Raw genomic sequence first — 13,710 nt, forward strand, 5'->3', positions numbered from 1 at the left:
GCCGTCCTACAGCGCTAGTCTCGTGGCATGCCCGCCAGCCTTGAGATCGCCCCGCCGCCCCTGTCCCTGCCTACGCCTTCCGCGCAGGCAGAGCAGACCGCGTGGCTGGACGAACCGTCCGAATGGGCGGCCTTCAGCCGGCCTTCCACGCAGTGGCCCCACTGCCAGGAGTCGCAGCTGCTGGTGGAGGGCATGCGCTGCGCGGCCTGTGCCTTGTCGGTGGAAGATGCGCTGCGCAAGCTGCCCGGCGTGGTGCAGGTCGAGGTGGGGGCGGCATCCCAACGCGCACGTGTGGTCTGGCTGGACGATGTGGGCCGGCCCTCGCAGTGGTTGGCCGCCGTGCAACGCGCGGGTTACCGTGCAGTGCCCGCGCTGGACGCCACCGAGCGGGCCTTGCGCCAGCAGGCCCAGCGGCGCGCCCTGTGGCGCTGGCTGGTGGCCGGCTTTTGCATGCTGCAGGTGATGATGTATGCAATGCCTGCCTATGTGGCCGGGCCGGGCGAGTTGACGCCCGACATGGCCCAACTGCTGCGCTGGGCCTCCTGGGTACTGACCCTGCCGGTGGTGGTGTTTTCCTGCGGACCGTTCTTTAGTGCCGCCTGGCGTGACCTGTGGCACCGCCGCGCCAGCATGGACCTGCCGGCCGCGCTGGGCATGGCTGTGGCGTTTGCGGTCAGCACCGCCGGTACCTTCGACCCCACCGGGCCGCTGGGCCGTGAGGTGTATTTCGACTCGCTCACCATGTTCGTCTTCTTTCTGCTCACCGGCCGCTGGCTGGAGCTGCGCCTGCGCGACCGTACCGCCGGCGCGCTGGAGGCACTGATCAGCCGCCTGCCCGACAGCGTGCAGCGCTGGGACGCCAGCGCCGCCGTGCCGGCCTTTGTACGCGTGGCGGTGCGGCGCCTGCAGCTGGGCGACCGCATCCGCGTGCTGCCGGGCGAGGCCTTTCCGGCAGACGGCAGCCTGTTGCTGGGCCGCACCCAGGTGGACGAGGCCCTGCTGACCGGCGAATCCACGCCGCTGGGCCGTGGTCCCGGCGACGCCGTGCTGGCCGGCAGCTACAACCTGAGTGCCCCGGTGGAGCTGCAGGTGGAGTGCCTGGGCAGCGACACCCGCTTCGCCCAGATCGTCGCGCTGATGGCCGAGGCCGCCAGCCAGAAGCCACGCCTGGCCCAACTGGCCGACCGCATGGCGCGCCCGTTTTTGTGGTGTGTGCTGGTGGCCGCCGCGCTGGCGGGCGCGTTCTGGTGGCCGTCCGGCCCCGGCCATGCGCTGATGGTGGCGGTGGCCGTGCTGGTGGTGACCTGCCCTTGCGCGCTGTCGCTGGCCACGCCGGCGGCGCTGCTGGCCGCCGCCGGCAAGCTGGCCAAATCGGGCGTGCTGGTGCGCCGCCTGCAGGCACTGGAAAACCTGGCCCAGGTGGACACCGTAGTCTTTGACAAGACCGGCACGCTGACCTTGGATGGCATGGCGGTATCGGCTATCCATACCTGCGCCGGCCTGTCCGACGACGAGGCCCTGGCCCTGGCGGCGGCGCTGGCCGCACCCTCTCTGCACCCGGTGGCGCGGGCGGTGGCGGCGGCCGCGCAGGCCCGGGGGCTGCAGTTGCCGTCCGATGTGGTGAAGGAGGAGGAGGCGGTCGGCCTGGGCATGCGTGGCCAGAGCCGCCACGGCGCCTTGCGCTTTGGCTCGGCCCGCTTTTGCGGCACGCCGGGCGACCCGGCGCAGCAGCAGGTGCATCTCAGCGATGCCCAGGGCTGGCTGGCCAGCTTTGACGTGTCAGAAGATCTGCGACCGGATGCGGCGCAGGCGGTGCAGGCCCTGCGCGAGGCGGGCGTGCGCGTGGAGTTGCTGTCTGGCGACCAGTCGGCGGCGGCCCAGCGCGTGGCTGCGCAACTGGGCATAGAGCAGGCGCGCGGGGGCTGCACGCCGCAGGACAAGCTGGCCCATTTGCGCGCCCTGCAGGCCGGTGGCCACCGGGTGGCCATGGTGGGCGACGGACTGAACGACGGGCCGGTGCTGGCCGGGGCCCATGTGTCGTTTGCCTTTGGCCAGGCCGTGCCTCTGGCCCAGCGACAGGCGGATTTCGTGGTGACCGGTGGCGCTTTGCTGGCCCTGCCGCAGGCATTGCGCACCGCCCGCCGCACGCTGCGTGTGGTGCGGCAAAACCTGGCTTGGGCCGCGGCCTACAACGCGCTGTGCGTGCCGCTGGCCTTGGTGGGCTGGCTGCCCGCCTGGGCGGCAGGCCTGGGCATGGCGCTGAGTTCCCTGCTGGTGGTGCTGAACGCCGCTAGATTGTCCAAAGCATGATGTGTCATTGCTCACCCCCAGGCTACACGCTGCGCGTTTTCGCCAACCCCCTTGCAGGGGGCGAACCCAGTGGCCCGGCGGAGCCGGTTCCACGGGTTCCTGGCTTGAGGTCCGTTGTGCCCGTTGTCGGGTGGCGAGTATTTGCATGATTTACATAAAAAGACCTGCCTGGGCAGGTGTTGTCTGCGCAAGAAGCTATGGAATGCATAGCAAACAAGGTGCGAGGCGCTGATGGACATCCTGTACCTGTTGATTCCCTTGTCGGTAGTGCTGGTGCTAGCCATTCTGGGCGGGCTGTGGTGGGCTATTTACCAGGGCCAGTTCGAATCGGTGGAGCAAGAAGGCGAGCGCATTCTGCACAACGACTAGCTTGGTGGCTCCCCCCAGGCTTCGCGCGCTTCCCGGAATCGGCCCGTTGGGCCGAGAACGCATGTCGCCACTCCAACCCCCCTTGCAAAGCCGGTTCTGCGGTGTTCTTGAAAGATGCGGGGAGGCTGGTTGCAAGGGCGCTAAGTGACTTTCGGTTGACTTGCATCAAAGTGTGTCCGACCTGTCGCCGGGACACTGCATGCCATACACAGAAGAGGTGCCCATGGCTATCACGCATTCACAATCCGCAGGACCGGAGGTCTACAGCGACACCGCCGTCCGGCAGTTTTCCATCATGGCCGTCGTGTGGGGTGTGGTGGGCATGACGGTAGGTTTGCTTATCGCATCCCAGCTGGCATGGCCAGACCTTACCAACGGCATTCCCTGGCTCAGCTACGGCCGGATTCGCCCCCTGCACACCAATGCGGTGATTTTTGCCTTTGGCGGTTGCGCCCTGATGGCGACCAGCTTCTACGTGGTGCAGCGTACCTGCCAGGTGCGCTTGTTCTGCCCGCCGCTGGCGTCCTTTGTGTTCTGGGGCTGGCAGGCTGTCATTGTGGGCGCGGCCATCAGCCTGCCCCTGGGCTACACCACCGGCAAGGAATACGCCGAGCTGGAATGGCCCATCGACATCCTCATCACCCTGGTGTGGGTGGCTTACGCCATTGTTTTCTTCGGCACCGTGGGTCGGCGCCGCGTGCGCCACATCTACGTGGCTAACTGGTTCTACGGGGCCTTCATCATCGCCGTGGCCCTGCTGCACGTGGTGAACAGCGCCGAGGTGCCTGCGGGCTGGATGAAGTCCTACTCGGCTTACGCCGGTGTGCAAGACGCCATGGTGCAGTGGTGGTATGGTCACAACGCTGTGGGCTTCTTCCTGACGGCCGGCTTCCTGGGCATGATGTACTACTTCATCCCCAAGCAGGCCGAGCGGCCGGTGTACTCGTACCGCCTGTCCATCGTCCACTTCTGGGCGCTGATCTTCACCTATATGTGGGCCGGCCCACACCATCTGCACTACACGGCCTTGCCTGACTGGACCCAGTCGCTGGGCATGGTGTTCTCGCTGATCCTGCTGGCGCCTAGCTGGGGCGGCATGATCAACGGCGTGATGACCTTGTCGGGCGCCTGGCACAAGCTGCGCGACGACCCGATCCTGCGCTTCCTGATCGTGTCCCTGTCCTTCTACGGCATGAGTACCTTTGAAGGTCCGATGATGGCCATCAAGACGGTGAACGCCTTGAGCCACTACACCGACTGGACCATTGGCCACGTGCATTCCGGTGCGCTGGGCTGGGTCGGCTTTGTGTCCATGGGCTCTCTGTACTACCTGATTCCGCGCATGTTTGGCGGCAAGAAGATGCACAGCGTGCCGGCCATCGAGCTGCACTTCTGGATGGCCACCATCGGCGTGGTGCTGTACATCGCCGCCATGTGGATTGCCGGCGTGATGCAGGGCCTGATGTGGCGTGCCATCAATGCCGACGGCACCCTGACCTACACCTTTGTGGAAAGCGTGAAAGCCACCTTCCCGTTCTATGTGGTGCGTGTGGCCGGTGGCGTTCTGTACCTGGGCGGCATGCTGGTCATGGCCTGGAATGTGTGGATGACCGCCATCTCCGGACGCTCGCAACTGGTGCCTGTGCCCAACACGTCGGTGGCCCACGCCTGAGGAATACAACCCATGTCTGACAACAACAAACCCGTGCCCTTCTTCTCGCACGAGAAGATCGAGACCAATAACTTCTTGATGATCGTGCTGATCCTGCTGGTGGTCGCCGTGGGCGGCATGGTGGAGATCGTGCCGCTGTTCTTCCAGAAGTCCACCACCGAGCCGGTCACCGGCCTGAAACCCTACACACCCTTGCAGCTGATGGGCCGCGACATCTACCTGCGCGAAGGCTGCTACGGCTGCCATTCGCAGATGATCCGCCCGTTCCGCGCCGAGACACTGCGCTATGGCCACTACTCGGTGGCGGGTGAGTTTGTCTACGACCACCCGTTCCAGTGGGGCAGCAAGCGCACCGGCCCGGACCTGCACCGCGTGGGCGGCAAGTACAGCGACGAATGGCATCGCATCCACCTGCACAACCCGCGCGACGTGGTGCCCGAGTCGAACATGCCGGCCTACCCCTGGTTGGAAAAGGCCCTGCTGGACCCGACCGATGTGGCGCCGCGCATGAAGGCCTTGCGCACCGTGGGCGTGCCCTATACCGACGCCGAAATTGCCGGCGCAGCGGCCGAGGTGAAAGACAAGACCGAACAGGAAGCCCTGATCGCCTACCTGCAGGTGCTGGGCCGTGCGCTGTCTGATCAGTTGGCCGCGCAGGCCGCTGCCACGGCGCCCGCTGCTCCAGCGTCCGCCACGCCCGTTACTCCAGTTAACGCTCCTTGATACAGAAAGCCCGCCATGGACGTCACCACCTTGCGCATCGCCGCCACGGTTGTCAGCTTCATCACCTTTGTTGGTATCTGGGTTTGGGCTTTTTCCAGCCGCAACAAAGCCCAGTTTGACGAGGCAGCACAACTGCCTTTCCAGCAAGACTGATTCCCAAGAGGATTTTGTATGAGCGATTTCACAAACAATCTCTGGTCGGTATGCATCGCGGCCATCTCGGTCGCCAGCATTGCCGCCTGCCTGCTGCTGCTTTGGATCACGGCCCGTAAAAAGGTGCCGTTCCAGAGCGACAACACCACCGGCCATGTGTGGGACGGTGACCTGCGCGAGATGAACAACCCCTTGCCACGCTGGTGGGTGGGCTTGTTCGTCTTGACCATCGTGTTCTCAGTCGGCTACCTGGCCTTCTACCCTGGCCTGGGCAACTTTGCCGGCAAGCTGGGTTGGACTTCGGCCAACGAATACAGCGACGAAGTGAAGACCGCAGATGCGGCGCTGCAGCCCCTGTATGCCGATTTTGTGGCTCTGCCGCCCGAGCAACTGGCGGGCCGCGCGCCCGCCATGGCGATTGGCGAGCGCCTGTTCATGAACAACTGCGCCCAGTGCCACGGCTCGGACGCCCGTGGCAGCAAAGGCTTCCCCAACCTGACCGATGCCGACTGGCTGCACGGTGGTACGCCGGACAAGATCAAGGAAACCATCACCCATGGCCGCATCGGCCAAATGCCCCCGATGGCCGCCGCAGTGGGCACGCCGGACGACGTGAAGAACGTGGCCAACTATGTGCTGAGCCTGTCGGGTAGCCCGCATGACTCGGTGCGCGCCGGTCTGGGCAAGGCCAAGTTTGGTGTCTGCGCGGCCTGCCACGGGGTGGGCGGCAAGGGCAACCAGGCGCTGGGCGCCCCGAATCTGTCGGACGACATCTGGCTGCACGGTTGGGGCGAGGCCGCCATCATGGAGATGGTCAATAAGGGCAAGATCAACCAGATGCCGGCCCAGCAAGGCAAGCTGACCGAGGCCCAGATCCATGTGTTGACGGCTTACATCTGGGGCATGTCCAACAAGCCCGTGGCCAGCAAGTAGGAGCATGGTGTGAACACCGCCGCGCCCCGCAAGACCATCCCCATCGTGCCTGTGCCTGGAGCAGATGCCGATGAGGTGATGGTGTCGCTGTACGCGGCCAGCAAGAAGATCTACCCACGTTCAGTGCAGGGCCTGTTTGCGCGCTGGCGCTGGGCCATGGTGTTGCTGACGCAACTGGTGTTCTACGGCCTGCCCTGGCTGCAATGGGGCCAGCGCCAGGCGGTACTGTTTGACCTGGAGGCTCGCCGCTTCTACATCTTTTCACTGGTGTTGTACCCGCAGGATTTCATCTACCTGACCGGGCTGCTGGTGGTGTCTGCGCTGTCCCTGTTTCTGTTCACCGCCGTGGCAGGGCGCCTATGGTGTGGCTTTGCCTGCCCGCAGACGGTGTACAGCGAAATCTTCATGTGGATAGAGCGCCATATCGAGGGCGACCGCGCCGCCCGCATGCGGCTGGACGGTGCGCCTATGTCGGGCCACAAGCTGGCCCGCAAGTCGGCCAAGCACGCCGCCTGGCTGCTGCTGTCCCTCTGGACCGGTTTTACCTTCGTCTCGTATTTCACGCCCACCTATGCGCTGCTGCAGGAGTCTTTGAGCGGCAGCTTTGGCTCGTGGGAAGTGTTCTGGGGCCTGTTCTACAGCTTTGCCACCTATGGCAACGCCGGCTTCATGCGCGAGCAGGTCTGCAAATACATGTGCCCGTATGCGCGCTTCCAGAGCGCCATGTTCGACAAGGACACGCTGATCGTCAGCTACGACACCACCCGTGGCGAGCCCCGGGGCTCGCGTTCGCGCAAGGCGGACCCCGCGGCCTTGGGCCTGGGCTCTTGCGTGGACTGCACGCTGTGCGTGCAGGTCTGCCCCACAGGTATCGATATCCGCGAGGGCTTGCAGTACGAATGCATAGGCTGCGCCGCCTGCGTGGATGTGTGCGACGGCGTGATGGACAAGATGGGCTATGCCCCAGGCCTGATCCGCTTTGCCACCCAGAACGGCATGGCCCAGGGCTGGTCGGGCCGGCAGATACTGCGGCGTGTGCTGCGGCCTCGGGTACTGGTCTACGGCACGGTGCTGCTGGTGTTGACGCTGGCGCTGCTAGGCAGCCTGTTGACGCGTACCCCGCTGAAGGTGGACGTGGTGCGTGACCGCGCGGCGCTATCGCGCATTGTGTCCGGTGGCCAGCTTGAAAACGTGTACCGCCTGCAGGTCATGAACGCCAGTGAAGTGCCGCAGCGCTACCACCTTACAGCCCATGGGCTGGACGGGCTTGTGCTGGCCTCGGACGAATGGGTGGACCTGGAGCCGGTAGCCTCGCGCTGGGTGGCGGTGCGCCTGCATATCCCTTATGGTTCTGTCGAACCGGGCTCTTACCCGGTATTCTTCGACATCCAGACCGCGGATGGAAGCACCAAGGTATCGGAAAAGTCCACGTTCTTTGTTCCCCGCTGACGATAACTCCAGGAGACTGCCATGCCCTCTCATGTATCTGCTACACCGGTGCCGCTGCCATGGTGGCGCTACGGCTATGTCTGGCTGGTGATTTCTGGCCCGCTGGCCGTGGTGGTGGCGGCCTTGGTCTCGGGCTGGATCGCCATCCGCCAGCAGGACCCGGTGCTGGCCCAGGACTACTACCGCCAGGGGCTGGAGATCAATAAGACCCTGGCCGCCCAGGGCCCGCTGGCACCGGCCGAGCAGGGGCGCAACCATGCTGCGTCGCCGCCCGGCTCGGTGCGTACCAAGTAGCCGGAGGGCACTATGCAAAGCTTTAGGGTGGTAGGTGTGGTCTGGCCCGCGTTCCTGGGCGCATGCATGCTGGAGATGCTGGTGTTTGCGGTGGTCGATCCCTACAGCCTGCAATGGCTGGGGCAGCCGCTGCCTTTGTCACGCCAGGGCGTGTACAGCCTGGCGTTCTTTGCGTTCTGGGCGGTGGCTGTGCTGGTGGGTTGCCTGACGCTGCTGGTGGGCCAGCCGGTGGCGGTGCCTAGAGACAGGGCTGAAGATTGACGATACGCTTGAGCGCTTCGGTGTCCAGGATGCGGATGTGGCGCTGCTTGACCTCGACCACGCCGTCTTCCACAAATTTGGAGAAGGTGCGGCTCACGGTTTCCAGCTTCAGGCCCAGGTAGCTGCCGATTTCCTCGCGCGTCATGCGCAGGATGAGTTCGGACTGTGAAAACCCGCGCGCATGCAGGCGCTGCACCAGGTTTAGCAAAAAGGCCGCCAGGCGTTCCTCGGCGCGCATGCTGCCCAGTAGCAGCATCACGCCGTGCTCGCGCACGATCTCACGGCTCATGATCTTGTGCACATGGCGCTGCAAGGAGTTGACTTCGCGCGAGAGCTCTTCAATGCGGTGGAAGGGCATTTCGCACACTTCGGCATCTTCCAGGGCCACCGCATCGCAGGTGTGGTGGTCGTTGACGATGCCGTCCAGGCCGATGATTTCGCCAGCCATTTGAAAGCCGGTAACCTGGTCGCGGCCATCTTCGGTGGTGACGGTGGTCTTGAAGAAGCCTGTACGGATGGCGTACAGCGCCTTGAAGGTTTCGCCGTTATGGAACAGCGCCGTGCCTCGCAGTACTTTTCGGCGTACTGCTACCAGGTCGTCAATGCGCTCTAGCTCTTCTTTGTTCAGGCCCAAGGGCATGCACAGCTCACGCAGGTTGCAGTTGGAGCAAGCGACTTTGATTGAGGTGGGGACCATGCGCAGAGTATGAACTTGATGGAGATCAATGGAGCTATTTGATGTATCTCATTGTCTCTGGTGCCATCTGCTGCGGTTTTGATCCACGTCAATGAAACAAGCGTGGCTTCGCGGCACATTCCAGTCATGCAACCTGACTGCCCGCCATGACCCGTGTTTTGCCCGAATTGTTACGCCGTTTTGATGTGCCTGGGCCGCGGTACACGTCCTATCCCACCGCCGACAGGTTTGTCGAGGCCTTTACCTGTGAGGACTATAGCCGGGCCCTGCAGCAACGCAACCAGGGGGCGGCAGCACTGAGCCTGCCCCTGTCGCTATACGTGCACATACCGTTTTGCGAGTCGCTTTGCTACTACTGCGCTTGCAACAAGATCATCACCAAGCGGCATGAGCGCGGAGCCGCCTATCTGCGCTATCTGGAGCGCGAAACCGCTCTGCACACCGCCCAGCTGGGCGAGCGGCGCAATGTCAGCCAACTGCACTTGGGCGGCGGCAGCCCTACTTTTTTGAGTGACGACGAGCTGGCCCAGCTGATGGCCATGTTGCGGCGCCATTTCGTGTTGGCCCCCGGCGGCGAATACTCTATTGAGGTGGACCCCCGCACCGTGGACGCCAAACGCCTGCAGGCCTTGGCCACCTTGGGCTTCAACCGGCTCAGCTTTGGGGTACAGGACTTTGATGCCGACGTGCAAAAAGCGGTGCACCGCATCCAGCCCGCGCAGCAAGTGTTCGAGCTGGTGGAGGTGGCCCGCACGCTGGGCTTTGAGTCCATCAATGTGGACCTGATCTACGGCTTGCCGCGGCAGACACCGGCATCTTTTGCACGCACGCTGGAGCAGGTGGTAGAGCTGCGGCCCGACCGCATTGCCCTGTACGCCTATGCCCATCTGCCCGAGCGCTTCAAGCCCCAACGCCGCATTCTGGGCGCTGAGCTGCCGGCGGCGGCCGACAAGCTGTCCATGCTGTCGCAGGCCTTCGACACCTTTTTGGAAGCCGGCTATGTGTACATCGGCATGGACCACTTCGCCTTGCCCAACGACGCGCTGGCCATCGCCCAGCGCCAGGGCCGGCTGCACCGCAACTTCCAGGGCTACAGCACCCAGCCCGACTGCGACCTGGTCGGCCTGGGCGTGTCGGCCATAGGCCGCATAGGCGCCACCTACAGCCAGAACGCCAAGACCCTGGAGGAGTACTGCGACCGTATCGACCAGGGCCAGCTACCGGTGGTGCGTGGCCTGGCGCTGAACCGCGACGACCTGGTGCGCCGCGCCATCATCATGGGCCTGATGTGCCAGGGCGAGGTGCAGTTCGAATCCATCGAGCTGGCATTTCTGGTGGATTTCAAAAAGACCTTCGCCGCCGAGCTGGCGGCTCTGCAGCCCTTGGTGGAGGCCGGCTTGGTGCAGCTGGAAGACAGCGGTATCCGCGTCACGGCCACTGGCTGGTTCCTGGTGCGCGCGGTGGCCATGGTGTTTGACCGCTACCTGCAGGCCGACCGCAACCGCGCCCGCTTCTCAAGAATCATTTGAACATGCAAACGGGCCTGGCCTGGACCGCACTGCTGATGGGCCTGGCCGGCGGTCCGCACTGCGCCGCCATGTGCGGCGCAGCCTGTGGCAGCCTGGGCCGTCTGGCCGGCGCGCAGCGGCCCTGGCTGGGCATGCTGCAGCTGCAGGCCGGGCGCCTGGTGGGCTACAGCCTGGCCGGTGCGCTGGCGGCCTGGGCGGCCGACAACCTGGCCTGGCTGGCTCGCCAGTCAACCGCGCTGCAGCCGCTGTGGACCCTGTTCCATGTGGCCGTGCTGGTCTGGGGCGGGACTTTGCTGGTTTTGGCACGCCAGCCGGTATGGGTAGACGGCATGGGCCGCAAGCTGTGGGCGCGCCTGCGGGCGAGCTCCGGCGGGTATGGCTGGGCCTTTGGCGTGGGCGCGGCCTGGGCCTTCATGCCTTGCGGCCTGCTGTATTCGGCCCTGTTGGTGGCGGCCTTGAGCGGCGGCCCGCTGGATGGCGCGCTATGCATGGCCTTGTTTGCCGCAGGCAGCGCCATCACTCTTATGGCCGGCCCCTGGCTGTGGCTGCGCCTGCAGGCCTGGCGCAGCCCAAAGCGCAAGGAATGGGGCATGCGCGCGGCAGGGGGCGCCCTGGTGGCCGTGGCCTTGTGGGCCGTGGTGCACGACATGGACCCGCGTGTGGCCGACTTTTGCCGCAGCCTGTGGTGAAATCCGGCGGATGAAAGCCAAATCCCATTTCTGGGCCGACCTGACCACGCGCGACTTCGCGCAGCTGGACCCGGCCCGCACCGTCGCCGTTTTGCCCGTGGCGGCCACCGAGCAGCATGGCCCGCACCTGCCCCTGAGTGTGGACACCACGCTGGTCGATGGCGTGGTGGCGGCTGCGCTGCCGCACCTGCCGGCCGATGCGTCGGTGCTATTTCTGCCAACCCAGCAGGTTGGCTTCAGCCCCGAGCACCAGCGCTTCCCCGGTACGCTGACTCTGTCGTCCGAAACCGTCATCCGTATCTGGACCGAGCTTGGCGCCTGCGTGGCGCGCAGCGGCGTGAAGAAGCTGCTGATCTTCAACTCGCACGGTGGCCAGGTCAGTCTGATGGATATCGTGGCGCGCACCCTGCGTACCGAGCATGGTTTGCTGGTCTACAGCGCCAGCTGGTTCAACCTGCCGCTGGGCGCGGCGAACAGCCCGTTCAGCGCCGAGGAGCAGCGCTTTGGCGTGCATGCCGGCGACGTGGAAACCTCGATGATGCTGGCCCTGCGCCCGCAGTTTGTGGACATGGCACAGGCGCGCGATTTCAAGTCCAGCTCGCAAGACCGGGCTGCCAAGTACCCCATCCTTGGCAACGGCAAAAGCGCCAAGCTGGGCTGGCAGATGCAGGACTACAACGCCACCGGTGCAGCCGGCAACGCCGCCGCCGCCACGGCAGACAAAGGCCAGGCGCTGGTGGATGCGTCGGGCCAGCAGCTGGCACTGCTGCTGCAGGAGATTGCCGAGCTGCCGCTGTCTACTCTGGTGGATGAGCCTGATCTGGGTTGATGCATAAAAACAGGCGCTAGCGCAGCTATATCCTGCGCTGGCAGCTATGTTTTAAATAGCAATCTGTTTTTGACCGGCTACACCAGCCCCCAGGCCAGCACCAGGGCTGTGCCCCACATCATCAGCGCCACCAGCCCGTCCAGCGCACGCCACAGGGCTGGGGCGCGCAGGCGCTGGCCCAGCAGCATCAAACCCAGGCCCAGGCTGGCAAACCAGAGGGTGGATGCCGTGATCGCGCCCAGGCCAAACCAGGCATTGCCCGGCCGACCCCAGGCCAGCGAGGCGGTGCCGATCAGCACGGCTGTATCCATCCAGGCATGCGGGTTCAGCCAGGCGAAAGCCAGGGCCGCAGTTACTGCTTGGCGACGCGTCATCGGCGCCTGTGAGGGCAGGCCCACGGCCCCCGGATGGGTGCCACTGCGAAAGCGTGCAAACGCCTGCCAGCCGTAGTACAGCAGGAAGACGATGCCCGAGCCCACCAGTGCGCCCTGCAGCTTGTCCGACATGCCGCCCAGCTGGGCCAGGCCCAGCACGCTCAGACCGATCAGCCCGATGTCCGACACGATGCATACCGCCACCGTCAACCACACATGCTGGCCGGTCAGCCCCATGCGCAGCACATGCGCGTTCTGCGGCCCCAGCGCCACGATCAGCGACAGGCACAGAACCAGTCCGGCGGTGAAGGCGGGTGTGAACAGCAAAGAGGGCAGGGTGGACATGGCGGACTTTGAACGGGGCTGTGGAACGGCTTGCAGTGTCTGGCATCTGTGCTGCTAATTAAACAAAGCTAAATTCAAATTGCATTAGATAAAAAATAATTGAGTAAAAGTTCTATTCGCCCAGGCGCGCCAGCACAAAGTCAATAAAGCTGCGCAGCTTGGCCGTGGGCTGGCGTTCCGCACGGCGCACGATGTGCATGGCCCGCTGGGGCAATTGCCAGTCAGGCAACAGGCGGATGAGCTGGCCGGCCGCTATGGCCGGGTTCAGCAGGTAGTCCGCCTGCACGGCAACGCCCATTCCACTCACCGCCGCCGCCAGCAAAGCCTGGCCGTTGTTGCTGACGAATGTGCCTTTCACCGGCACGGCCACCGTCTCACCGCCACGGCTGAAGCGCCATTGCGGCTTGCTTCCCCAGGCCGCAAATGCCAGGCAGTCGTGCTGCGCCAGATCCGCAGCATGGACGGGTACGCCCCGGCGCTCCAGGTAGGCCGGGCTGGCCGCGGCCCAGACCTCGGTGGGGCGTAGGGCGCGCGCGACCAGTTCGTTGTCTGCGATGGTGCCGGAGCGCAACGCGACATCAATGCCTTCTTCCGCCATATCCACCACGCGGTCATTCAGCACCAGGTTGATGTGCACGGCAGGGAAGGCCGCGGCGTAGGCACTGAGCAGTGGCGTCAGGCAGTACAGGCCGTAGGCTACGGGCGCGGAAATATGCAGTGTGCCTTGCGGTGCCTCGCGCAGGCTTTCTGCCACCCGGTCGGCGGCCTCCACGCTGGCGAGCGCTTCGCGGCAACGCTCCAGGTAGCTGTTGCCGATGTCGGTCAAAGCCTGCTTGCGGGTGGTGCGCTCTATCAGGCGGGCGCCCAACTGCTCTTCCAGTGCGCGCACATGTTTGCCGACCATGACGGCAGACAGGTCCAGCATCTGCCCCGCCGCGGCAAAGCTCTCTGCCGTTGCCGCCACCACGAAGACCTGCATGCTGCGCAATTTGTCGCTCATATTCGGAAGTATTGGTTACGGGTGTCGCAATGATCACCCCATTTACTGCAATGGTAGTGCCTTAAACAATGCCTATACGCCCA

General features: G+C 64.7%; 15 protein-coding genes. 12 read left to right on the forward strand and 3 right to left on the reverse strand.

Annotated features, from left to right (window positions below; genetic code table 11):
* Positions 1–27 precede the first annotated feature (27 nt).
* The 9 genes from AC07VY_RS17075 to AC07VY_RS17115 all read left to right on the forward strand — a co-directional run bounded on the left by AC07VY_RS17075 (position 28) and on the right by AC07VY_RS17115 (position 8,164).
* Complete coding sequence (locus AC07VY_RS17075) at positions 28–2,310, forward strand: heavy metal translocating P-type ATPase (protein ID WP_495098554.1); 2,283 nt, start codon at positions 28–30, stop codon at positions 2,308–2,310.
* Positions 2,311–2,541: 231 nt separating this feature from the next.
* On the forward strand, positions 2,542–2,679 hold the full coding sequence (ccoS, locus tag AC07VY_RS17080) for a cbb3-type cytochrome oxidase assembly protein CcoS (protein WP_495076747.1): 138 nt from the start codon (positions 2,542–2,544) through the stop codon (positions 2,677–2,679).
* A 223-nt stretch (positions 2,680–2,902) separates the two neighbouring features.
* The gene (gene ccoN / locus AC07VY_RS17085) at positions 2,903–4,351 is read left to right on the forward strand and encodes a cytochrome-c oxidase, cbb3-type subunit I (protein ID WP_495076906.1); all 1,449 of its coding nucleotides are present in this window, start codon (positions 2,903–2,905) and stop codon (positions 4,349–4,351) included.
* 12 nt (positions 4,352–4,363) lie between these two features.
* Positions 4,364–5,074, forward strand: coding sequence for a cytochrome-c oxidase, cbb3-type subunit II (ccoO, locus tag AC07VY_RS17090; protein ID WP_495098553.1), 711 nt, complete (start codon positions 4,364–4,366; stop codon positions 5,072–5,074).
* Between the two features lie 15 nt (positions 5,075–5,089).
* Complete coding sequence (locus AC07VY_RS17095; RefSeq protein WP_495076745.1) at positions 5,090–5,227, forward strand: cbb3-type cytochrome oxidase subunit 3; 138 nt, start codon at positions 5,090–5,092, stop codon at positions 5,225–5,227.
* Between the two features lie 18 nt (positions 5,228–5,245).
* Positions 5,246–6,160: a cytochrome-c oxidase, cbb3-type subunit III gene (ccoP, locus tag AC07VY_RS17100; RefSeq protein ID WP_495076744.1), complete on the forward strand. Its 915-nt coding sequence runs from the start codon at positions 5,246–5,248 to the stop codon at positions 6,158–6,160.
* A 9-nt stretch (positions 6,161–6,169) separates the two neighbouring features.
* On the forward strand, positions 6,170–7,609 hold the full coding sequence (gene ccoG / locus AC07VY_RS17105; RefSeq protein WP_495098552.1) for a cytochrome c oxidase accessory protein CcoG: 1,440 nt from the start codon (positions 6,170–6,172) through the stop codon (positions 7,607–7,609).
* A gap of 21 nt (positions 7,610–7,630) precedes the next feature.
* Positions 7,631–7,903 carry a FixH family protein gene (locus AC07VY_RS17110; protein WP_495076743.1) on the forward strand — a complete coding sequence of 91 codons (273 nt, stop codon included), beginning with the start codon at positions 7,631–7,633 and terminating at the stop codon, positions 7,901–7,903.
* A 12-nt stretch (positions 7,904–7,915) separates the two neighbouring features.
* Positions 7,916–8,164, forward strand: coding sequence for a hypothetical protein (locus AC07VY_RS17115; RefSeq protein WP_495098551.1), 249 nt, complete (start codon positions 7,916–7,918; stop codon positions 8,162–8,164).
* Here AC07VY_RS17115 and fnr read toward each other — a convergent pair.
* Positions 8,142–8,861 carry a fumarate/nitrate reduction transcriptional regulator Fnr gene (fnr, locus tag AC07VY_RS17120; RefSeq protein WP_495076741.1) on the reverse strand — a complete coding sequence of 240 codons (720 nt, stop codon included), beginning with the start codon at positions 8,859–8,861 and terminating at the stop codon, positions 8,142–8,144. The genes AC07VY_RS17115 and fnr overlap by 23 nt on opposite strands.
* 146 nt (positions 8,862–9,007) lie before the next feature.
* On the opposite strand from fnr, the gene hemN reads away from it, so the two are divergent.
* Genes hemN through AC07VY_RS17135 form a run of 3 tightly spaced genes read left to right on the forward strand, consistent with a single transcriptional unit; the run spans position 9,008 to position 11,908 of the window.
* Positions 9,008–10,390: an oxygen-independent coproporphyrinogen III oxidase gene (gene hemN / locus AC07VY_RS17125; RefSeq protein ID WP_495098550.1), complete on the forward strand. Its 1,383-nt coding sequence runs from the start codon at positions 9,008–9,010 to the stop codon at positions 10,388–10,390.
* 2 nt (positions 10,391–10,392) lie between these two features.
* The gene (locus AC07VY_RS17130) at positions 10,393–11,079 is read left to right on the forward strand and encodes a sulfite exporter TauE/SafE family protein (RefSeq protein ID WP_495098549.1); all 687 of its coding nucleotides are present in this window, start codon (positions 10,393–10,395) and stop codon (positions 11,077–11,079) included.
* Positions 11,080–11,089: 10 nt separating this feature from the next.
* Positions 11,090–11,908, forward strand: a complete 819-nt coding sequence (locus AC07VY_RS17135; RefSeq protein ID WP_495098548.1) for a creatininase family protein — start codon at positions 11,090–11,092, stop codon at positions 11,906–11,908.
* Between the two features lie 77 nt (positions 11,909–11,985).
* Here the strand turns inward: AC07VY_RS17135 and AC07VY_RS17140 are convergent, their stop codons facing one another.
* Positions 11,986–12,627, reverse strand: a complete 642-nt coding sequence (locus tag AC07VY_RS17140) for a LysE/ArgO family amino acid transporter (protein ID WP_495098547.1) — start codon at positions 12,625–12,627, stop codon at positions 11,986–11,988.
* Positions 12,628–12,739: 112 nt separating this feature from the next.
* Positions 12,740–13,627 (reverse strand): LysR substrate-binding domain-containing protein, encoded by an 888-nt coding sequence (locus tag AC07VY_RS17145; protein WP_495098546.1) that lies wholly within the window; start codon positions 13,625–13,627, stop codon positions 12,740–12,742.
* Between the last annotated feature and the right edge of the window lie 83 nt (positions 13,628–13,710).

This window comes from Rhodoferax sp. GW821-FHT02C08, assembly GCF_059421805.1.